This window comes from Parahoeflea alexandrii (assembly GCF_027214025.1).
Taxonomy (GTDB): domain Bacteria; phylum Pseudomonadota; class Alphaproteobacteria; order Rhizobiales; family Rhizobiaceae; genus Hoeflea; species Hoeflea alexandrii_A.
In genome coordinates this window covers 65,863-88,102 of sequence record NZ_JAPWHB010000002.1, presented here as the reverse complement: position 1 = coordinate 88,102, position 22,240 = coordinate 65,863, and the positions used below count along the sequence as shown (strand labels likewise).

Here is a 22,240-nt window from a genome sequence, read left to right as displayed (position 1 = left end):
GCCAGCGTTGGTTTCTCCATGACTTGTTTGGTTGAAAACCTCTAATTCGACCGGCTTGTCTGCGGATCAGCTTGAATCTAGCGGTGCGGCGCTTTATTGAAGCGCAAGACCAGATGCATCGGAGAGACCGGATGGGCACCGACTATCAAGACGCGCGCCAGAAAATGGTGGACAACCAGATCCGCACGACGGACGTGACATCGCATTCGGTGTTGAAGGCCTTCCTGACGGTTGCGCGCGAGGATTTCATTCCGACGCCGCTCAAGCCGTTGGCCTATATCGACAGCGACATTCAGATTTCCGCGGGCGGGGCTGATGGCGTGGCGCGCTTCGTCATGGAGCCGTCGCCGCTTGCCAAGCTGCTGCAACTGGCCCAGATCAGCCGCGATCACGTGGTGCTCGAAATCGGCTGCGGATCCGGCTATTGCGCGGCGCTGCTGTCGTTGCTTGCGGGATCGGTCGTGGCCGTCGAAAGCGATTCGGAGCTGGCCGACGCCGCGAGCGAACGGTTGAGTGGCAGCGGCTATGACAATGTGGCGGTGGTCACCGGAGATCTCGAGAAGGGCTACGCTGCGGAAGGTCCCTATGACCTGATCTTTATCAATGGTGCGGTCGAAACTGTGCCCGCGGCCCTGTTCGATCAGCTGCGCGAAGGCGGGCGGCTGGTTGCGGCCGTCGGATTCGGGCTTTCGGCGCAGGCGCAACTGTTCGTCAAGGATGGGGGCGTCGTTTCGGGCAGGCCGGCTTTCAACGTCTCCATCAAGCCGCTGCCGGGTTTCCGCAAAGCCGAAGAATTCGTTTTCTAGTCCCTCGCGGCCAAGCGAGCCAAACGTGCTGCCAATTGTCGCGCTGTTGCGCGATGGCAACTTGGTGGGGATTAGTGAACGATTATTCACTGTGCGCGATTGCGTCCTGCGGCGCTACACATCATATATTGTCGGAACACCATGATAGTGTCCTGCGCCAGATCGGGGGCACCGTTTTCGCGCATGCTGGAGTACATACTCGTGTCATTTGTCAAGAATTCACTCGCCTGCGTTGCCGTCGTTTCGATGATGGCCCTGGCTCCTCAGCCGGTTTTTGCCGAAACGATCTATCAGGCGATGGCCAAAGCCTACGAGAACAACCCCGATCTCAACGCCGCACGTGCCGGCCTTCGCGCTACCGACGAAGGTGTGGCGCTGGCGAAATCGGGATACCGCCCGATCATCGGCGCGGAAGCGAGCACATCAGTCGTCAATACCGAGGGGCGCGTCGTCAAATCGGCGAGCGTCGGCGTCTCGATCAGCCAGACCCTTTTCGACGGATTCCAGACCCGCAACAATGTGCGTGCGGCGGAAGCTGCGGTTTTTGCCGGCCGCGAGAACCTGCGTGGCACCGAGATCGACATCCTGCTTGCCACCGTCCAGGCCTATGCGAACGTCAACCGCGACAACCAGATTGTCGTCTACCGCAAGCAGAACATTGCCTTCCTTCAGGAGCAGTTCGCTGCTGCCCGCGCCCGCTTCGATGTGGGCGAGAGCACACGGACGGACGTGAGTCTCGCCGAGGCACAGCTTGCGGGCGCCAAGGCGAGCCTGACGGCAGCCGTTGCCCAGGCCAAGTCCAGTGCCGCGGTCTATGCCCAGATCGTCGGTTCGGTGCCGAAGAATCTCAAGCCTGTTCCGCTGCCACGCAAGCTGCTTCCTGGTTCGATTGATGTTGCGGTGGCGCAAGGGACCAAGGAGCATCCGGCCGTACTGGCTGCGCTCTATGGCGTCGATGCAGCCGGCTATAAGGTGAAGTCCGAGGAAGGAACGTTCCTGCCGGGCGTCAAGGTCACCGGTTCGGTTGCCGAGGCCAGTGGCGGCATCAGCACAAGCTCGGTCCAGGCCAAGGTGACCATTCCGCTCTACCAGGGCGGGGCCGCGTCGGCATCGGTTCGCCAGGCCAAGGAAAAACTGGGCCAGCAGCGGATACTGGTTGATTCGGCCCGCCGCTCGATCGAGCAGTCGGTGGTGTCGTCCTGGACGCAGATGGAGGCCGCAATCGCTACCATCGAGGCCAACCGGGCCCAGCTCTCTGCCGCGAACCTCGCGCTCAACGGCGTGGTCGAGGAGCGCCGTGTCGGCCAGCGCACCACGCTTGACGTGCTCAATGCGCAGCAAACGGTGCTCAACGCCAAGGAAGCGATTTCCCAGTCGGAACGCAACGCCATCGTCGCAAGCTTCTCCGTGCTTGCGTCAACCGGCAAGCTGACCATCGACCGTCTCGGGTTGCAGGTGGCCAACTACCGGCCCGAAGTTCACTATGAAGCGACCAAGGACCGCTGGTACGGCCTGCGGACCGTCGACGGACGCTGAGCCGGTCCTGACGAGCGCGCGAACCGGCTTTTGCGGCGCCTGACGTGAATTCCTGTGCATGAACGCCGAAGCTTCGCCGGACGCGATTCTCAAATCGGGGCCGATGCCATAAGCTGGCAAGGTGATTCGCCGGTTGGCATGAGCCTGGCGACGAGAGTAACGGAGCGTAATCATGGGACAGGCCGGCGCGCAGCGCGAACCGTCGATGGAAGAAATCCTGGCTTCCATCCGCAGGATCATCGAAAACAACGAGCCTGGACCGGATGGCAATCCGGTTAATTCCGCTGAGGCGTTCAGCCAGCACGATGCTGACGAGAGTGCCGCGGATGACGATGCCTATGACATGGACCAGAGGGAACAGGCCTCCGAGAGGCAGCGGGCTGTCGCCAATGACGCACCTGTTGCCCAGCCGGTTTCGCTCGCCGACGTTGCAGCACGGGCACGCGCGGTTCCGGAAAGCCGGTCAGCGAATGTGCACAGCCCTGAAGTTCACCAGGAAGTCTCCGACGGCGCAGCCGACGTGATGGATGCGGCGGCCGAAGAACTCCGGGAAGCCTTGACCTCCGAGGAGCCGGTCGAAGCCCTGGCAGAGGTTGTCGCCGCCGCGGCCAAGCAGACGGAAGCCGAACCGGTTGCCGTGCAGGCAGAACCACAGCCCGAGCCTGTCCGTTCCGCACCATCCTCAGATCCTCGGACCTCCGAAGGCCGGGCGCCTGCCGCCGAACAGTCCGGTAGCGAGCAGTCCAATGTTGGGCAGTCCGGTGGCGGGCAACTGGTATCGCTGCAAACCGGCGAGAAGGTCGCTGCGGCCTTTGGCGAACTCGATGCGGCCATTGCGGCGGGTCAGAGACGGTCTTTCGACGAGATTGCCGAAGAGATGCTGCGGCCGATGCTGACCCAGTGGCTCGATGACAATCTGCCCACCCTGGTCGAGCGGCTGGTGCGCGAGGAAATCGAGCGCGTGTCGCGCGGCAATCGCCGCTAAGCCGCGTCGCCCTGAACGGCTGTCATTTCATCGTCTGACAGCCTGCGGGCGAGCGCCGGTCGGTCCGTGCACGCGGGCCGGAGCGGGAGGGGTTGTGCTGCGGCATATTGCATGACGCCATCATGATCGAAGAATGCTAGGATTTTAATCCGGTGGTGCGCGTTGATCCGGGCAAGCAGCTTGAGGCGCGTGTGCGGCCGGTGAATGCAATCGCATTGCTTCCGTCGGACGCAGCCTGTGTTGACTCCACCAATCCGTTCCGGTTTATCACCGTCCTATTCCTTCAGATGCAAACGGTTACCCGATTATGCTCGAAAAAACCTATGACGCCGCGGCCATAGAGCCGAAAATCGCGACACGCTGGGCAGAGGCGAATGCGTTCGCCGCTGGCGCCGGCGCCCAGCCGGAGCGGGATTCGTTTTGCATCGTGATCCCGCCGCCGAATGTGACCGGCTCGCTGCACATGGGGCACGCGCTCAACAACACGCTTCAGGATATCCTGGTGCGCTACCATCGCATGCTGGGCGAGAACGTGCTCTGGCAGCCGGGCATGGACCACGCGGGCATTGCCACGCAGATGGTGGTCGAGCGGCAGCTGGCCGAGCGGCAGATCCACCGCCGCGAGATCGGGCGCGAAGCGTTCATCGAAAAGGTCTGGGAGTGGAAAGACCAGTCCGGCGGCATGATCTTCAACCAGCTCAAGCGGCTTGGCGCATCGTGCGACTGGTCGCGCGAGCGCTTCACCATGGACGAGGGGCTGTCGCGCGCGGTGCTGGAAGTGTTTGTCAGCCTCTACAAGGAAGGGCTGATCTACAAGGACAAGCGGCTGGTCAACTGGGATCCGAAGCTGCTGACGGCGATTTCCGACCTCGAGGTCGAGCAGGTCGAGGTCCAGGGAAACCTTTGGCACTTCCGCTACCCGCTCGCCGATGGCGTCACCTATGAGCATCCGGTTTCCTATGACGAGGACACCGAGATCTTCACCTACGAGACCCGCGACTACATCATCGTCGCCACCACCCGTCCGGAAACCATGCTTGGCGACACCGCAGTTGCGGTCAACCCGGAAGACATCCGCTACAAGGACCTGATCGGCAAGGAAGTCGTTCTGCCGCTGGTCGGGCGCCGCATTCCTATTGTCGGCGACGACTACGCGGATCAGACCGCCGGTTCCGGCGCGGTCAAGATCACGCCGGCACATGACTTCAACGACTTCGAAGTCGGCAAGCGCCACCACCTCAAGGCGATCAACATCCTGACCACCGACGGGCGGATGGCGCTCAAGGACAATGAGGACTTCCTCGAAGACCTCAAGGTCGAGGGCAAGCTGATCGAGGTGATGGAAGAGCTCGATGGCATGGACCGCTTTGCCGCGCGCAAGGAAGTCGTCGCCAAGATGGATGAGATCGGCTGTCTCGATCACATCGAGCCGCACACCCACATGGTTCCTCATGGCGACCGAGGCGGCGTGCCGATCGAGCCGTTCCTGACCGACCAGTGGTATGTCAATGCCGCCGAGATGGCCAAGCCCGCGATTGAAAGCGTGCGCGAGGGCCGGACCAACTTCGTTCCGAAGAACTGGGAAAAGACCTATTTCGAGTGGATGGAAAACATCCAGCCCTGGTGCATTTCCCGGCAATTGTGGTGGGGGCACCAGATTCCGGCCTGGTATGGTCCGGATGGACAGGTGTTCGTCGAGAAGGATGAGGAAACCGCGCTGGATGCGGCGATCCAGCATTACCTCGCCCACGAGGGGCCGTGGAAGGCCTGGGTCGAGGAGAAGCTCGAGAACTTCCAGCCGGGCGAGATCCTGACCCGCGACGAGGACGTGCTCGACACCTGGTTCTCCTCCGCCTTGTGGCCGTTCTCGACACTCGGCTGGCCGGACAAGACGCCGGAACTTGCGCGCTATTACCAGACCGACGTGCTGGTGACCGGCTTCGACATCATCTTCTTCTGGGTTGCCCGGATGATGATGATGGGGCTTCACTTCATGGACGAGGAGCCGTTCCACACGGTCTATGTCCACGCGCTGGTGCGCGACAAGGACGGCGCCAAGATGTCGAAGTCCAAGGGCAACGTCATCGATCCGCTGGAGCTGATCGACGAGTACGGCGCCGATGCGCTGCGCTTCACGCTGGCGATCATGGCGGCGCAGGGCCGCGACGTGAAACTCGATCCGTCGCGGATTGCCGGATACCGCAATTTCGGCACCAAGCTGTGGAACGCCACCCGTTTTGCCGACATGAACGGCGCGGTGCTGGATCCGGCCTTCGACCCGTCGGCGGCGAAGCTGACGATCAACCGCTGGATCCTGACCGAGCTGACACGGACCGCCAACGAGGTGAAGACGGCGATCGAGGCCTACAAGTTCAACGAGGCGTCGAGCGCGCTTTATCGCTTTGTCTGGAACCAGCTTTGCGACTGGTACCTGGAGCTGCTCAAGCCGGTTTTCAACGGCGAAGACGAAGCGGCCAAGGTCGAGGCACGCGCCTGTGCCGCGCATGTCCTGGCGGAAGCAGTCAAGCTCCTGCATCCGTTCATGCCGTTCATGACGGAAGAGCTCTGGGAGCATCTGGCTGGCGCGGGCGCCGGGCTTGCCTGCCACGCGGCATGGCCGGAACCGGTGTTTACCGACGAGGCGGCGGCTGCGGAAATCAACTGGCTGGTCGACCTGGTCTCGGGCCTGAGGTCGGTTCGCTCGGAAATGAATGTTCCGCCATCGGCGAAAGCGGCGCTGGTCATGGTCGGCACCACCGCGACGACAGAGGAACGATTGCTGCGCCACAAGCCGGCAATCCAGCAACTGGCCCGGGTGACGGAGATCGTGCTTGAGAGCGAAGTGCCGTCCGGATCGGCCCAGATCGTGGTCGGGGAGGCGACCGCCTGCCTGCCGCTGGGCGACCTGATCGACCTTGGTGCCGAAAAGGCGCGGCTCGAGAAGGCGCTGGCCAAGGTGGCCGACGACGTCGACAAGATCGAACGCAAGCTGGCCAACGAGAAATTCGTCGCCAACGCCAAGCCGGAAGTGGTTGCGGCGGAGCGCGAGAAGCTGGCCGATCTTCTGGGGCAGAAAGACAAGCTGGGCGCGGCGATCGACCGGCTCGCGCAGGCAGGGTGATATCATGCCCGGTTGAGGTCAGCGCGGGCTGAGATCAACGTAATCCAGCACACCAGAAAGGCGGTCCGGCAGAACGGGCCGCCTTTCTTCGTTTGCCGGGCGATTGTTGGTGCCGGGTGATCGCCGAACGATTTGGCTTGCCGGGCCTGCTGGCTGCTCCGGTCGGGCCGCTTTTCATTGTAATCCGGGCATATTCCCGAGCATCGGGATGACGGAGATCACGAATTGTGACGAATCCGCAACACATTTTTTCAAAGCATCTGCTATGAAATTCCGGGGGCTTGTTGTGCCCATTTCCCGCCACAAACGGGGCGCAGGGCAAGGCATCGGTCCAGCCCCGCGGCTCGGTCAACGAGGCCAGACGCGTCTGAGGATTTCATGAGCGCCACACCATTCGACAAGTCCAAACTTCCAAGCCGTTACACGACGGTTGGGCCGGAGCGTGCTCCGCACCGCTCTTTCCTGTACGCGATGGGACTGTCGAGCGAGGAGATTGCCCAGCCGCTGGTCGGAGTGGCGTCCTGCTGGAACGAAGCGGCGCCGTGCAATATTTCGCTGATGCGCCAGGCGCAGATCGTCAAGAAGGGCGTCGCCGCCGGCAAGGGCACGCCGCGCGAGTTCTGCACGATTACCGTGACCGATGGCATCGCCATGGGCCACCAGGGCATGAAGGCGTCGCTGGCCAGCCGTGACCTGATTGCCGATTCGGTTGAGCTGACCATGCGCGGCCATTGCTACGACGCCATTGTCGGGCTGGCCGGCTGCGACAAGTCGCTGCCGGGCATGATGATGTCGATGGTCCGTCTCAACGTGCCCTCGATCTTTCTTTATGGCGGATCGATCCTTCCCGGCAGCTACCGCGGCCGGCAGATCACGATCCAGGACGTCTTTGAAGCCGTCGGCCAGCATTCGGTCGGCGACATTTCGGACGAGGACCTGCTCGAGATCGAACAGGCCGCTTGCCCCTCGGCCGGCTCCTGCGGCGCGCAATTCACCGCAAACACAATGGCAACGGTGGCCGAGGCGATCGGACTGGCGCTGCCCTATTCCTGTGGTGCGCCGGCGGCCTACGACATGCGCGACAAGTTCTGCTATGCGGCGGGCGAGAAGGTGATGGAACTGGTCGCCAAGCAGATCCGGCCGCGCGACATCGTCACCCGGAAGTCGCTTGAGAACGCCGCGGCGGTGGTTTCGGCAACCGGCGGATCGACCAACGCGGCGCTGCACCTGCCGGCGCTCGCGCATGAATGCGGCATCGAGTTCGATCTGTTCGACGTCGCCAAGATTTTCGAACGCACACCCTACATCGCCAACCTGAAGCCGGGCGGCAAGTATGTCGCCAAGGACATGTTCGAGGCCGGCGGCATTCCGGTGCTGATGAAGACCATGCTCGAGCATGGCTATCTTCACGGCGACTGCATGACCGTGACCGGGCGGACGCTGGCTGAAAACATGGAGCATGTCCGCTGGAATGACGAGCAGGACGTGGTGCACCCGGCCAACAAGCCGATCACGGTGACCGGCGGTGTCGTTGGCCTGAAGGGCAACCTGGCCGAAGACGGTGCCATCGTGAAGGTTGCGGGCATGTCGAAGCTGAAATTCACCGGCCCGGCCCGGTGTTTCGATTCCGAGGAAGACTGCTTCAATGCGGTCACAAATCGCACGTACAAGGAAGGCGAAGTTCTGGTGATCCGCTACGAGGGCCCCAAGGGTGGTCCGGGCATGCGCGAAATGCTGTCGACCACCGCGGCGCTTTACGGCCAGGGCATGGGCGACAAGGTTGCGCTGATCACCGACGGCCGGTTCTCCGGCGCAACCCGCGGTTTCTGCATCGGCCATGTTGGCCCGGAAGCCGCAGAAGGCGGGCCGATCGGCCTGTTGCAGGATGGCGACATCATCGAGATCGATGCCGTTGCCGGCACATTGAATGTGCAGCTGTCCGACGAGGAACTGGCTGCGCGCAAGGAAAAATGGACGGCGCGCGAGACCGATTACGCATCGGGCGCGCTGTGGAAATACGCCCAGACGGTGGGGTCGGCGCGCTACGGCGCGGTTACCCATCCGGGCGGAGCGAAAGAAAAACACTGCTATGCAGACATCTAGTCGCACCCGGACGGGTCTTTTTGGTCTAGTGCTTGCCGTGGCCGTTGGCTGCGGCGGCCAGGCCTTTGCGTTGGATCCCAATGCGGGCGTCACCCGCGAATCCGGTCCCTTCGATTTGTTCAAGTTCGGTTTTTCCGCCTACAAGAAGGGTCGCAAGGACGAGGCCGTCGAAGCCTACAAATATGCCGCCGAAAAGGGTCATCCCGGCGCGCGCTGGGCGCTTGCCAACATGTACGCCTATGGCGACGGCGTGGTCGAGAACGACTACGAAGCCTTCAAGATCTATGATGATATAGCCCGCCAGGGCGTCGAGCCGGGGTCGCAGGACACCGGCTATTTCGTCAACGCGCTGTTGTCGCTGGCGACCTATTATCAGAAGGGTATTCCCGGCAGCCCGATCAAGGCCAATCTGGGTGCTGCGCGGCAATTGTATTTTCAGGCCGCATCAGCCTTCGGCGTGCCGGAAGCGCAATACCGGCTGGGCCGCATGATCCTCCAGGGTGAGGGCGGCGCCAACGACATCCAGCAGGCGAAGAAATGGCTGAACCGGGCCCGGGTCAGCGGCCATCCCGCCGCCGCAGCGGTGCTCGGCAACGTGGTGTTCGAGGAAGGCCAGACCGTGCGCGGGCTTGCCTTCATGACCACCGCGCTTGAACGGTCACCGGCTTCCGACAAGGCCTGGATCCAGGCAATGCAGGAGCGCGCCTTCTCGCTGGCTGGGGAAGCCGACCGGCGCACAGCCATCGCGCTGGCCCAGGATATGCTGGCCAAGGGCCTGAACTGACAAGCCGTCGGATTATCCGGAGTTTTTGCATTCCGGTGCAGGCTGGCTGTCAGTGGTGCGGGGAATCAGCCGTGTGCCGGAGCCGGCGGTCTTGAAGTCCACGGCGACATTTGAGACACCGGACATCCGTCCGAAATCTTCTTCCAGCTGGTATTGTTGAGATTGCGTTCGCAGCGCGCGAGATAGCGCTGGGATGAGCCGATCTGCAGGCAGATCACACCGCCTTCCTTGACCCTCTTGCCATTGCCCAAGCACTCGCAATCCTGTCCGGCGAAAGCGGGCGAACCCGCAAGAAACGCCACGGTCAGAAAACCGATGCTCAATGCCAGTCGATAAGGCGGCGCAAGTTTCATAGGTGAATAATGCACCCACTGCGGGTCTTTGGCAAGCTTGGCGAGCCCACGGGCGCGAACCGCGCCGTTGGCGGTGGCGATCAGAGGTCGAGCTGGATCGCCACCGGGACATGGTCCGACGGTTTTTCCCAGCCGCGGACGTGTTTTTCCACGGTTGCCGATTGCAGAAGGCTTGCGGCCTCGGGCGAGAGCATCAGATGGTCGATGCGGATGCCGTTGTTCTTCGGCCAGGCGCCTGCCTGATAATCCCAGAATGTGTAGGTTTCCGGGGCGTCGTTGACCGCACGCAACGCGTCGGTGAAGCCAAGATTTTCGAGTTTTCTGAAGGCGTTGCGGGATTCGGGACGGAACAGTGCGTCGCCTTCCCAGACTTTCGGGTCGTGGCAGTCGACGGGCTCGGGGATGACATTGTAGTCGCCGGCGAGCACCAGCGGTTCCTCCAGCGCCAGCCGGTCCCTGGCGAAGGTTTGCAGCCGTTCCATCCAGGAGAGCTTGTAGGGAAATTTCGGCGTATCGACGGGATTGCCGTTGGGCAGATACAGCGAGACGACGCGCAGCACACCGCCATCGACCGAGAACACCGCCTCGATGAAACGGGCCTGTTCATCATCGTCGTCGCCGGGCAGGCCGCGATTGACCTCGTCGGGGCTTTTCTTCGACAGGATGGCAACACCGTTGAAGCCCTTCTGGCCATGAGTTTCAACGTGGTAGCCGAGCGCTTCGATCTCGAGCCGCGGAAAACCCTCGTCGACCGACTTGATTTCCTGCAGACAGGCGATGTCCGGATCGCTCTCCTTCAGCCATGCCTGCAGGTTGTCGATCCGCGCCTTGACGCCATTGATGTTCCAGGTGGCGATTTTCAAGGCGGTCATCCTTCAACAGACGATCCGCTCGGGCGCGGATCCATGGCGGGCAAGACTTGACTGGTCAGACTGAAAAGCTTGTGCCGCAGCCGCAGGAGGCGACGGCGTTCGGGTTCCTGATCTGGAAAGCCTGGCCCATCAGATTGTCGACGAAATCGATTTCCGATCCGGCCATGTAGACGAGCGAGACCTGGTCGATAAGCACCTTTGCGTCGTCCTTTTCAAGCACGATGTCATCTTCGGCGGGCTGGTCGGCGAGGTCGAACTTGTAGGAAAAGCCGGAACATCCGCCGCCTTCGACGGAAACCCGAAGAGCGGATTTGCCGGCTTCGGCGGAAACGATTTCCCTGATCCTGCGGGCGGCGGATTCCGAGAGCGTGACGGTTGCGTTTTCAGTCATGGTACCTCCTTGCCGGGGTCAAGGTCCGGAAGAGACAGGTTTCAAATCAGTTGCTCTATAGGTATGAAGGCGCTGGCCCGGCGTCAATGCTTGGACGGACTGAGTCGGGATCTGATTGGCGCCTGTTGACGGGATAGGCATGGAAATTGACATCGAGCAACTGGGGTTCGGAACCACGGCGCGTGCGCCCTGGGCGGTTGATCCGTGGTCGAGCCGCGGCCGGCTGTTTGCCGAACCGGTGAGCCCGACCCGCTCGGAGTTTCAGCGCGACCGCGACCGGATCATCCACACCACCGCGTTCAGGCGGCTCAAGCACAAGACCCAGGTGTTCGTCGCCCACGAGGGCGATCACTACCGCACCCGGCTGACCCATACGATCGAGGTGGCGCAGATCGCGCGTGCTCTTGCACGAGCGCTGAAGCTCGATGAGGATCTGGCCGAGGGCGTGGCGCTGGTGCATGATTTCGGCCACACGCCGTTCGGCCATACCGGGGAAGAGGCGCTCGATGAACTGATGGCGGATGCTGGCGGTTTCGATCACAACGCACAGTCGCTGCGCATCGTCACCAAGCTCGAGCAACGCTACGCCGACTTCGACGGGCTCAACCTTACCTGGGAGACGCTCGAGGGGCTGGTCAAGCACAACGGACCGCTGACCGGGCAGGGCAGCAAGCCGGTGCCGGAGCCGATCGCGCAGTACAATGCCGCTCACGACCTGTGGATTGCGACCCATTCGAGCCTCGAATCCCAGGTTGCGGCGATCGCCGATGATATTGCCTACAACACCCATGACATTGACGACGGTCTGCGGTCCGGCCTGATCACGCTGGAAATGCTGGAAGAGCTGCCGCTGATTTCGCGTTTGCTTGCCGAGGTCCGGGACCGGTATCCCGGTCTTGAAGAGCCGCGGCTGATCCACGAGGTGATGCGGCGGCAGATCACCCGGATGGTCGAGGACGTGATCGCGGTCACCCAGGCGCATATCAAGGAGATCAAGCCGCAAACGGCCGACGACGTGCGTCACGCGGGCCGGACGATGGCGCATTTCTCACAAGAATTCGTCGAGGCCGACCGGCACATCAAGGCGTTCCTGTACCGTCATTTGTACCGGCATCCCGACGTGATGCGGGTGAGGGCGTCGGCCACCCGCATCGTCCGTGACCTGTTCGCGGCCTTCATGGCAGATCCATCGGCCATGGGGGAGAAGCACCGGCACGCGGGGATCGAGGAGATGGCCGTGGACAAGCGGGCGCGGAAGGTCAGGGATTACCTCGCGGGAATGACCGACACCTACGCGATCGCGGCGCACCGGCGCTTGTTTGACGATACGCCGGAATTGCGATAGGCAGCGCTCACCTTGGGGCGGGCAGCCGTTTCGCCCCCGTTTCTCCGTCATATCCGGACTTTAGCCATGAATGTGTTCAAGGACTTCGAAAACAGAATCAAGCAGGCCGTCGAGGCGCTTGATGTGGTCAGGGACAGGGGCGGCGAAGTCAGCTTCGAGCGATTGACCGTCGAGCCGCCGCGGGATCCGGCGCATGGCGATATCTCGACCAATGCGGCGATGGTGCTGGCCAAGCCGCTGGGCATGAATCCGCGGGCGCTGGCGGACATGATCGCGGCCCAGTTCGCAGGCGACGCCGACGTGTCGGAGACAAGCGTGGCCGGTCCCGGCTTTCTCAATTTCAGGCTGACAGCGGCGTTCTGGCGCCGGCTGGTGTCGACGATCATCCGCGAAGGCGCCGACTACGGCCGGTCCACCCTGGGTGCGGACCGCAAGGTCAATGTCGAATATGTGTCCGCGAACCCGACCGGGCCGATGCATGTGGGCCATTGCCGCGGTGCGGTTGTCGGCGATGCGCTGGCCAACCTGATGGGGTTTGCCGGCTACCAGGTGACCAAGGAATACTACATCAATGACGCCGGCTCGCAGATCGACGTGCTGGCGAAGTCGGTCTATCTGAGATACCGCGAGGCGCTGGGCGAGGACATCGGTGAAATCCCGGCAGGGCTCTATCCCGGGGATTACCTTGTTCCGGTCGGACAGAAGCTGGCCGACGAGTTCGGCACCTCGCTCAGGACGATGCCGGAAGCCGAGCGGATGGCCCTGATCAAGGACCGCACGATCGATGCGATGATGGACATGATCCGCTCCGATCTGAAGGCGCTCAATGTCGAGCACGATGTGTTCTTTTCCGAGCGCAGCCTGCATGCCGATGGCGAACGCGCCATCCGCAACGCCATCAATGACCTCACCTTCAAGGGCCATGTCTACAAGGGCAAGCTGCCGCCGCCGAAGGGCCAGTCGCCGGAAGACTGGGAAGATCGCGAACAGACATTGTTCCGCTCGACCGAAGTCGGCGACGATATCGACCGGCCGCTGATCAAGTCGGATGGCAGCTACACCTACTTTGCCGCCGATGTTGCCTATTTCCGCGACAAGTTCGAACGTGGCTTCAGCGAGATGATCTATGTGCTGGGCGCCGACCATGGCGGCTACATCAAGCGGCTCGAGGCGGTCGCCAAGGCGGTTTCGGCGGGTGAAGCGAAGCTGACGGTGCTGCTTTGCCAGCTGGTCAAGATCTACCGCAACGGCGAGCCGGTGCGCATGTCCAAGCGGTCGGGCGATTTCGTCACGCTTCGCGACGTGGTCGACGAGGTGGGCGTCGATTCGGTGCGCTTCATGATGCTTTACCGCAAGAGCTCTGAATCGCTCGACTTCGATTTCGCCAAGGTCACCGAGCATTCCAAAGACAACCCGGTCTTTTACGTGCAATATGCCCATGCGCGCTGCGCTTCGGTGATGCGGCAGGCCGTCGAAACCTTCCCGGATCTCGACCTTTCGCCCGAAACGCTTGCCTCCGCCGATCTGTCGGATCTCGCCCACGAGAGTGAACTGGCGCTGATTGCCAAACTCGGCGAATACCCCCGGATGATCGAGGCCGCGGCCTCCGGACAGGAGCCGCACAGGGTGGCATTCTATCTCTATGAGCTTGCCAGCCTGCTGCATGCGCACTGGAACAAGGGTCGTGATGAGCCGGGTTTGCGGTTTGTTAATGATAAAAACAGACAATCGACAATTGCCAGGTTGGGTCTGGTGTACGCAGTAGCGTCGGTGTTGAAGTCAGGTCTCGCGATTACCGGGACCGATGCACCCGAAGAAATGCGCTGAACGACACCTTTTCCCCACATTGCTCTGGCAGTAGAGTGTGCGAGAGTATGTGAGTGATGCATGGCTGATCAATTCGATAACAACGCCCGGTCCCCGCATCCGGATGCCGAAATCGATGATCCTTTGGCGGAACTTGCCAGGATCATCGGTTACGAGCGGCCATCCGAGGATACGGTGAAGGCCGACGAATCCGCGGAGTCGAGTGAATTCGACCTCGAGGCGGAGTTGATGCGCGAGCTCGACGTGCCGCAGGCGCCTTCCATCGACGAACTGGACCGGATAGAGGCCGACGAAGCGCTCGATGCCGTGCTGGCGGACACGGTCTTTGATCAGGAGCCCGAGCAGTTGCTTCCTGATGCTGAGCATGACGATCCTTACGATGTCCAGGCGGAAATTCCCGTTGACGACGTGCCGGCGCTCGATAGCGCCGATTTCCTTTCGGTCGAGGGGCGGTCGTCCGATGCCTTGCTCAAGGCCATCGAGAGTGAATTCCCGGTCGATCAGGGCGCAGATCAGCTGGCGGATCAGGATGCTGATCCGGTTGCGGATGAGCCGTTTGATGATGACGGCCAATGGGCGCTGGATACAGGTCAGGATGAATTCGTATTGGATGAACCGGCGAATGGTCCGGAGCCTGAGGGCGTGGATACTCGACAGGCGCATGAACCGGTTGCGGATACCGCTGGACTTGAGACAGTAGCAGGGTCCGCGATGGCGCCGGCGGTTGATATGGGAGATGAAGTTCTTGCCGACATGGTTCGCTTTGATCTGAGCTCGAAACCTTCATTCGGCCCGGAAAGCGCCGATGTCGCAGTGTTGACGGCTGAAACGCAGTCTGACTTCGATCGCGATGAGGCCGCGCTGGATTTCGAGGAATATCTGTCCACCGAACTCGATGTATTCAAGCAGGAAGTTGAAATCGGCGAAAATCACTACGAGACCGGCGACGCCGCGCAAGCCGATGCGCGCGATAAAGTGGCCGATATTGATGTCGAAACCGCCCTGGATACGCTCAATGACGCGTCGCTCGATGACGAGGTCGCAATTTTTGATGACGCTGCCGAGGAACTGCTTGCCGCGATCAACGATGGTGTCGAGTTCAGCAGTCTGGCAGCATCAGCTGCCAGCGCATCGCGGGGGGCTACTGCCGATTGGTCTCTCGACAGTATCGAAGAAGCTGCAGCCGATGAGCTTGATGATGAACTCGGCGACATGATCAGTCTGCCCGAACGTGCTGCGGAGCCGCCGGTTGCAAAAGCGGATGTCGATGATGATTTTGAACTCGATCTCGAACAGGTGCTGGCAGACAGTTTCGACGGTTCTGAAGATGATTGGGCAGAACCGCTCGAGGTAGAGGTGGCGCAAGCCGCGGAACCGGTTTCCGAGGCTGATGACTGGCTGTCGCACAGTCCGGCACCGGTCCAGCCTGTGCAGCGGGATGAACTGGCCGAAGCCTTTCTCGGTCTCGTGCCGGAAGATGTTGATCAGGTTGCGGAAGCGGCGCCTGTCACGGGAGCGGCCGGCAACGGGTCTGCGAATGGGGGGGCTTCGACAGAACCGGAGCAGGACGACTGGCTTGACGGCTTTGACACCACCGAGCACCTCGTGCAGCCGGGAGGATCACATTCCGCCTCGTCGGACTATTATTTCGATGCGGAGCTGATTTCCGAATCCGACGAAACGGTCGAGATCGTCACCGATATCGATGTTCCCGAGCTGGTGCATGACGAGCCTCAGCAGTTCGAGCCGGATTACGAGACCGAGATCGAACGCGAGTTTGCCGACATCATAGATCGCAACGAGCCCGGTTTGGACGAACATCCGGCTGAGGCTGCTGGTGCCGCTTTTGGCTCAACCGAAGACTGGAGCCGTGCTGCAACCACTTCGCGCGGCCATGAAATGTCGGATGATTATATTGCGCTGGAACGCGAGCTCGGCGCCGGTGTCGATCAGTCCGGATTTGCTGCCACCGCGGCTGCGGGGCGTGCCGGCAATGCGATGCATGCAGAAGGTGAGTTCCCCGGGGACATGTCAGGCCGGGATGAGCGCACTGACAACGGGTCGCGAGGCCCGGTTCTTGCTGTCGCAGTCCTGGGGCTGGCGTTGCTGGCCGGCGTTGCCGCATTTGGCTGGAGCATGCTGTCGGGTGATGAGACCACCGCTGACGGCGGACCGCGGATCATCCGGGCAGACAAGGATCCGGTCAAGGTTCTTCCCGAAAATCCGGGTGGCGTGACCGTACCCAACCAGGACAAGGCGGTCTACGACCGTGTCGCAGGCGGCGAGGGGGCTTCCCCCGGGCAGCCGGCGCTGGTGAATTCTGCAGAAGAGCCGGTGGATGTGGTTCAGCGGACTCTCGATCCGGAAATCCTGCCGCTTGAAGGCCGATCGGACTTCGCGGTCAAATCCGAGGAACGGCTGTCGGCGGACAGCGGTGGTGACGAAGCCACGCCGGATGCGGCCGCTGCCCCCGTTGTGTCACCGCGCAAGGTGCGCACCATGATCGTCAAGCCGGATGGTTCCATCGTGGCGCGGGAAGTGTCGGAGCCGGAGGCATCGGCCCCCGAAGCGGCTCCGCAGACCCTGGCCGCAGCCGCACCGGAACCGGCGCTTTCCGTTGAGCCGGGGCAGGTTCCCGAGGCTGTTGCGGCGCAGCCGTCGGCAGAAACCGTCGTGTCAGAGCCGGAACAGGCTGCAGGCACGGATGTTGCCGCGACCGAGGGCACCGTTGCCCCGGTGCGCGTGGTCACGACCCAGCTGATCCGTCCCGTGGCCAATGCGCCGGTTCCGCAAGGCCGTCCGGCGGACCAGCCGGTCAATGTGGTCGGGACGGTCAGCCAGGAGGGTCGGGTCGGCGCCGCGCCGGCCGCACCCGCTGTGCCCGCGGCACCCGCCGCCGCAGAGCCGGTCGCCGTTGCTTCGGCTCCTGCCACCGCCGCGCCCGCTGCCAATCCCGGTGGGTACTATGTGCAGATCGCCTCCCAGCCGACCGCGGAAGGCGCCCAGGCGTCCTGGCGGACCCTGTCGAGCCGCTACAGTTCGGTTCTGGGCGGGCTCGGTGTCGACATCCAGCGCGCGGACATTCCGGGCAAGGGCGTGTTTCACCGGGTCAGGATACCCGCCGGCTCCCGGGACCAGGCCAATGCGCTTTGCAGCCGCTACAAGGCCGCGGGCGGCAGCTGCTTCGTCTCGCGCTGATTGCGCGCTGAAACAAGGGGGCCGCGCACAGGATGCGCGGCCTTTTCATGTCGGCTCTTCCGGTGATGCCTGACTGTCAAATGCCCGCAGTTCGACTACCATTGCGCCATGAGCGAATCAAAAGCAGTCATATTCGGATGCGCGGGACCTGAGCTTCTTGCCGAGGAAGCAGCCTTCTTTGCCGATACACGGCCATGGGGTTTCATTCTCTTCGGCCGCAACATCGCAAGTCTTGCCCAGGTCGCGGATCTGACTGCCAGCCTGCGCGAAAGCGTTGGACGGCCTGACGCGCCGGTGCTGATCGACCAGGAAGGCGGGCGGGTGCAGCGGTTCAAGCCGCCGCTGGTGCCGCAATATCCGTCCGGGGCGGATCTCGGCGCGCTTTACCTGGCCAACCGGGATGCCGGCCTGCGGGCGACATGGATCATGTCGCGGCTGCATGCCTTCGATCTTTACCCGCTCGGGATCAGCGTCGACTGCCTGCCGGTGCTGGATGTGCCTTCGCCTGGCGGACACGAGGTGATCGGCAGCCGTGCCTACGGGATCACGCCGGACGTGGTCTGCACCCTCGGTGCTGCGGCCGCGGAAGGGCTGAAGGCAGGCGGGATGTTGCCGGTGATCAAGCATATTCCCGGACACGGACGCGCAGGTGCCGACACGCATTACGAATTGCCGCGTGTTCAGGCATCCCGGGCGGAACTGTCGGCGCGTGACTTCGTTCCGTTCAAGGCGCTTGCCGGCGAGGTGATGGCGATGTCGGCGCATGTGGTGTTTACTGATATAGACCCGGATAATCCGGCGACGACGTCGCGTCGCGTGGTCGACGAGGTGATCCGCGGCGAAATCGGCTTTGACGGGCTTTTAATGTCCGACGATGTGTCGATGAACGCGCTTTCTGGGGATTTCGCCACAAGGACCAGTGCAATTCTTGCCGCGGGATGCGATGTCACATTGCACTGCAATGGCGATCGGGCCGAAATGGAAGCGGTGGCGTCGGTCACCCCGGAGCTCAGCGGCGAGAGCCTGCGGCGCGCCAGGAGCGTCATGGCGGCATTCCGTGCTCCCGATGACAGCGACGAGGCAGCATTGCGTGATGAATTCGAGGGGTTGATGGCGGCCTCCTAACCCCAGATGTGAAAGGCGGCAGGTGTGAACAACGGCAACCGGCAAAGCGCTGGCAATCCCGGCAAGACGGCCCAGGGCAGGACGCCCATGGACGTCATGTGGGAAGATGCCGCTGCTGACCGGGCAACCGGTGATCCGGCGCTGGTGATCGATGTCGCGGGCTTTGAAGGACCGCTCGATCTGCTGCTGCATCTGGCGCGCACCCAGCGGGTGGACCTGGCGCGGATTTCGGTGCTGGCGCTGGCCGAACAATATCTGCAATTCGTCGAAAAGGCCCGCGCGCTCAGACTCGAGCTTGCGGCCGATTACCTGGTGATGGCGGCCTGGCTCGCCTATCTCAAGTCAAAGCTGCTGATCCCGCAGGCATCCAAGGGCGACGAGCCGAGTGGCGAGGAAATGGCGGCACAGCTCGCCTTCCGGCTCAAGCGGCTGGAAGCGATGCGGGAAGCCGCGACGCGGCTGGTCAACCGCAACCGGTTGGGCCGCGACGTATTCGCGCGCGGCGCGCCCGAACCGATGGTGATCGACAAGACGTCAAACTTCGACGCGACGCTTTACGACCTCCTGACGGCCTATGCTGCCCAGAAGCAGCGCCAGACCATTACCCAGGTGACGATTTCGCGCCGGCGCGTCTGGTCGCTCAGCGATGCCCGGGTGATCCTGTTCCGGCTGATCGGCGAGCTCGCGGACTGGACCGCGCTCGACCAGTATCTGCTGCGCTATCTGTCCGATCCGGAAGAGCGGACTACGGCGATCGCCAGCTCGTTTGCCGCCAGTCTCGAGATGGTTCGGGAAGGGCGGCTTGAAATTCGTCAGGATGGCGCGTTCCAGCCAATCTTCATGCGACGGCCGCAACACGCTGCCGTCAGCGCAGGGAGCAAAGCATGACAATGGACCCGGGCCACAGCACCGCGTTCGCCTTCGGGGCGGAAGCGGATGACGCAGAGGACAATGTGATGGGATCGGACGCCCTGGATGCGCTCAAGGATCGTGCCCTGCATGAGGCGGAACGCGTCGCCGAAGCACTGGTGTTTGCCTCGAGCGAACCGGTTGCGGAGAAACTGATTGCCGGCAAGCTGCCGCAGGACACGCCCGTAAGAGTGGTGATGGAGCGGCTGGCCGAGCGCTATGCCTCGCGTGGGGTCAATCTGGTCCGGATCGGCGATGCCTGGGCGTTCCGGACAGCGGCCGATCTGGGTTTCCTGATCCGGCAGGACGAGACAGAGGTGAAGAAACTGTCGCGTGCCGGCCTCGAAGTGCTTTCGACCATCGCCTATCACCAGCCGGTGACGCGGGCGGAGATCGAGGATGTGCGCGGCGTGGCGACCTCCAAGGGGACGCTGGATGTGCTTCTGGAGACAGGCTGGGTGAAGATGCGCGGCCGGCGGCGGTCGCCGGGCCGACCGGTGACCTACGGCACGACGATGGCGTTTCTCGATCATTTCGGCCTTGAAGACTTGCGCGACCTGCCCGGAATGGACGAGCTCAAGGGCGCGGGTCTGCTGTCGGGACGGGTGCCTTCGAACTTCCAGCCGCCGCTTCTGCCTTCCGGCGACGAACTGACCGAGGACGAAGATCCGATCACCCAAATGGACCTGGAAGAGCTCGGTCTCTTGACACCGATGGGTGAAGCGGAGGACTAAGCGTCCGGTCCCGGAACTTTCCGGGGCGCTTGAAGCTGATTGCAAGGGTTCCGACCATCGTTACACAGCAGACAAGAACGGCGATCGCGCGCAGGACGGCCGGTGTTACCTTTGCCGCGCGTCTGGCCTTCGAGGATGTTCATCATTCCTATGGTGAGCTTCCGACACTGCGCGGCGTGACGCTGGCGGCGGAACCAGGCGAGGTGCTGTGCCTGCTCGGCCCGTCGGGCTCGGGCAAGACAACTCTCTTGAGGCTAGCGGCGGGGATCGAGCCCTTGCACCGCGGACGGCTGCTGCTCAACGACCGCGAGATCGCCGGGCCTCAGGTCAACCTGCCGCCCGAACGGCGTGGCATCGGCCTGATGTTCCAGGATTTCGCGCTGTTTCCGCACCTGACCATCCTCGACAATGTGAAATTCGGACTGACCGCGTTGTCGAGTGCGGATGCGAAGCGGGAAGCGCTCGCCGCCCTCGACCGCGTAGGCATGGTGCATTACGCCGACAATTACCCGCATGCGCTGTCGGGCGGCGAACAGCAGCGCGTGGCGCTGGCGCGGGCGCTGGCGCCAAGGCCGGCGGTGTTGCTGATGGATGAGCCGTTTTCCGGTCTCGATTCGCGGCTCAAGGACAGTGTCAGGGCCGAGACGCTGGCGATCCTGCGCGAGGCGCGGGCCACTGCCATCGTGGTCACCCATGATGCCGAGGAAGCCATGCGGATGGGCGACCGGATTGCGCTCCTGAAGGATGGCGCACTGGAACAGGTCGGCACGGCGGAAGACCTCTACCATCGTCCGGCCAATCTTTTTGCGGCCGGATTCTTTTCTGAAATCAACATCTTCGAGAGCACGGTTTCGAGCGAATCCGCGCCGACGCCGCTGGGTCCGGTGGCGGCAAGGGGTTTTAGAGATGGTGCTAACGTCTCGATTGCCATAAGGCTTCCGGGCGTTGAAGTTACGGAAACGCCTTGTGGCGTGTCGGCACGGATTGTGGCGCGGCGATTCCTCGGAGTGGAGGAATTGGTGACGGTGGTGGTTGCGGGCGGAGAAAACCCGATTGACGCGCGCATTCGCGCAGGTCAATTGAGGGGCGGCGTCCGCGACGTATCGGTTACCGTCAACGAGCGTGACATTTTGGTGTTTGAAAGAAGCGGATAAACACCCTAAATCAGGGTAGGTGCATACAGGAGAGTATCATGGGTTCATTCAGCATTTGGCATTGGCTAATCGTTCTGGTCGTCGTTCTGCTTCTTTTCGGCCGCGGCAAGATCCCGGAACTGATGGGCGATGTTGCCAAGGGTATCAAGAGCTTCAAAAAAGGCATGGGCGAGGACGAAACCCCGCCAGCCGAAACCAAGACCGTCGAAAGCAAGGCCGAAGAAGCCAAGGATCGCGGCTGATATCCCAATCCCGTTGCCCTGACGGGTGAGGAGACGCCTGAATGTTCGACATCGGTTGGCCGGAGCTTCTGGTCGTAGCCATTGTGCTGATCATCGTGGTTGGTCCGAAGGACCTGCCACCCATGCTGCGTGCCTTCGGGCGAACCACCAAGAAACTCCGGGGCATGGCTTCGGAGTTTCGCGGGCAGTTCGACGAGGCGTTGCGTGAAGCGGAGCTCGACGACGTCAAGAAGACGTTTGACGACGCGCGCAAGCTCAATCCGATGCAGAGCATTCGCGATGCCGTGAATCCGCTCAAGGACACGGCAAAGGACATCAAGGCGGACCTGGAAAAAGCGGTCAATACACCTTCATCGACACCGCAGGAGCCGCCGAAGATGTCGGCTCCCGAGCCGACGATGAAGCTTGCGGATGGTCCACCCGAGTTCAAGCCGGACATGCCGGCGGCAAAGACCTCCGAGGTTTCGGACAAATCCGCTTCCAAGCCCGCTGCTGCGGCGAAAGAGCCTGCGGCCAAGCCGGCAGCGACGAAGACCGCCAAGTCCGCGGCTTCCGTGAAAGCCGCGCCTGCAAAGGCAAAGGCGGCCGCGGCTCCGAAAGCTGCAGCCCCCAAATCCAAATCCGCAGCGCCCAAATCAGCGACAAAGACCACGACCGCGAGCACCACGGCGAAAGCGCCAGAGAAGCCGGCTGCGGCCAAAAGTGCGCCTCGCGCCAAGAAACCCAAGCAAGGCGAGGGCCAGGCGTGACCGACG

The 22,240-nt window shown here is 62.4% G+C and carries 16 protein-coding genes and 1 pseudogene; 15 read left to right on the top strand and 2 right to left on the bottom strand.

Features of this window, described 5'->3' with window-relative positions:
- Positions 1-131 precede the first annotated feature (131 nt).
- The 6 genes and pseudogenes from O4H62_RS06610 to O4H62_RS06585 all read left to right on the top strand — a co-directional run bounded on the left by O4H62_RS06610 (position 132) and on the right by O4H62_RS06585 (position 9,335).
- The gene (locus tag O4H62_RS06610) at positions 132-806 is read left to right on the top strand and encodes a protein-L-isoaspartate O-methyltransferase family protein (RefSeq protein ID WP_269386463.1); all 675 of its coding nucleotides are present in this window, start codon (positions 132-134) and stop codon (positions 804-806) included.
- A gap of 201 nt (positions 807-1,007) precedes the next feature.
- The gene (locus O4H62_RS06605; protein WP_430538389.1) at positions 1,008-2,342 is read left to right on the top strand and encodes a TolC family outer membrane protein; all 1,335 of its coding nucleotides are present in this window, start codon (positions 1,008-1,010) and stop codon (positions 2,340-2,342) included.
- A gap of 772 nt (positions 2,343-3,114) precedes the next feature.
- Positions 3,115-3,327, top strand: a pseudogene (locus tag O4H62_RS26505) (PopZ family protein); the annotation flags it as partial.
- A 307-nt stretch (positions 3,328-3,634) separates the two neighbouring features.
- The gene (locus O4H62_RS06595; protein ID WP_269386458.1) at positions 3,635-6,448 is read left to right on the top strand and encodes a valine--tRNA ligase; all 2,814 of its coding nucleotides are present in this window, start codon (positions 3,635-3,637) and stop codon (positions 6,446-6,448) included.
- A gap of 378 nt (positions 6,449-6,826) precedes the next feature.
- Positions 6,827-8,551 carry a dihydroxy-acid dehydratase gene (gene ilvD / locus O4H62_RS06590; protein ID WP_269386456.1) on the top strand — a complete coding sequence of 575 codons (1,725 nt, stop codon included), beginning with the start codon at positions 6,827-6,829 and terminating at the stop codon, positions 8,549-8,551.
- A complete protein-coding gene (locus O4H62_RS06585; RefSeq protein WP_269386454.1) occupies positions 8,538-9,335 on the top strand; it encodes a tetratricopeptide repeat protein in 798 nt (265 codons plus the stop codon). Before ilvD ends, O4H62_RS06585 begins: the two co-directional genes overlap by 14 nt.
- A 433-nt stretch (positions 9,336-9,768) precedes the next feature.
- Here O4H62_RS06585 and xth read toward each other — a convergent pair whose 3' ends face one another.
- Both xth and erpA read right to left on the bottom strand, forming a co-directional pair.
- The gene (xth, locus tag O4H62_RS06580; protein ID WP_269387543.1) at positions 9,769-10,551 is read right to left on the bottom strand and encodes an exodeoxyribonuclease III; all 783 of its coding nucleotides are present in this window, start codon (positions 10,549-10,551) and stop codon (positions 9,769-9,771) included.
- 64 nt (positions 10,552-10,615) lie between these two features.
- Positions 10,616-10,951, bottom strand: a complete 336-nt coding sequence (gene erpA, locus O4H62_RS06575; RefSeq protein ID WP_269386452.1) for an iron-sulfur cluster insertion protein ErpA — start codon at positions 10,949-10,951, stop codon at positions 10,616-10,618.
- A gap of 139 nt (positions 10,952-11,090) precedes the next feature.
- Here erpA and O4H62_RS06570 point away from each other — a divergent pair, with 139 nt between their 5' ends.
- The 9 genes from O4H62_RS06570 to tatB all read left to right on the top strand — a co-directional run bounded on the left by O4H62_RS06570 (position 11,091) and on the right by tatB (position 22,234).
- Entirely contained in the window at positions 11,091-12,296 is a 1,206-nt protein-coding gene (locus O4H62_RS06570; RefSeq protein ID WP_269386451.1) for a deoxyguanosinetriphosphate triphosphohydrolase, read from the top strand.
- A gap of 66 nt (positions 12,297-12,362) precedes the next feature.
- Positions 12,363-14,123 carry an arginine--tRNA ligase gene (argS, locus tag O4H62_RS06565; protein WP_269386449.1) on the top strand — a complete coding sequence of 587 codons (1,761 nt, stop codon included), beginning with the start codon at positions 12,363-12,365 and terminating at the stop codon, positions 14,121-14,123.
- A gap of 60 nt (positions 14,124-14,183) precedes the next feature.
- The gene (locus tag O4H62_RS06560) at positions 14,184-17,321 is read left to right on the top strand and encodes an SPOR domain-containing protein (RefSeq protein ID WP_269386448.1); all 3,138 of its coding nucleotides are present in this window, start codon (positions 14,184-14,186) and stop codon (positions 17,319-17,321) included.
- A 108-nt stretch (positions 17,322-17,429) separates the two neighbouring features.
- Positions 17,430-18,446 carry a beta-N-acetylhexosaminidase gene (gene nagZ / locus O4H62_RS06555; RefSeq protein WP_269386447.1) on the top strand — a complete coding sequence of 339 codons (1,017 nt, stop codon included), beginning with the start codon at positions 17,430-17,432 and terminating at the stop codon, positions 18,444-18,446.
- A gap of 87 nt (positions 18,447-18,533) precedes the next feature.
- On the top strand, positions 18,534-19,334 hold the full coding sequence (locus O4H62_RS06550) for a segregation and condensation protein A (protein ID WP_269387541.1): 801 nt from the start codon (positions 18,534-18,536) through the stop codon (positions 19,332-19,334).
- A gap of 68 nt (positions 19,335-19,402) precedes the next feature.
- Positions 19,403-20,089, top strand: a complete 687-nt coding sequence (gene scpB, locus O4H62_RS06545; RefSeq protein ID WP_269387539.1) for an SMC-Scp complex subunit ScpB — start codon at positions 19,403-19,405, stop codon at positions 20,087-20,089.
- Positions 20,090-20,124: 35 nt separating this feature from the next.
- Positions 20,125-21,243 (top strand): ABC transporter ATP-binding protein, encoded by a 1,119-nt coding sequence (locus tag O4H62_RS06540; RefSeq protein ID WP_430538405.1) that lies wholly within the window; start codon positions 20,125-20,127, stop codon positions 21,241-21,243.
- Between the two features lie 38 nt (positions 21,244-21,281).
- Positions 21,282-21,485 (top strand): twin-arginine translocase TatA/TatE family subunit, encoded by a 204-nt coding sequence (locus O4H62_RS06535; protein WP_269386445.1) that lies wholly within the window; start codon positions 21,282-21,284, stop codon positions 21,483-21,485.
- A gap of 41 nt (positions 21,486-21,526) precedes the next feature.
- A complete protein-coding gene (gene tatB, locus O4H62_RS06530) occupies positions 21,527-22,234 on the top strand; it encodes a Sec-independent protein translocase protein TatB (RefSeq protein ID WP_269386443.1) in 708 nt (235 codons plus the stop codon).
- Positions 22,235-22,240 lie beyond the last annotated feature (6 nt).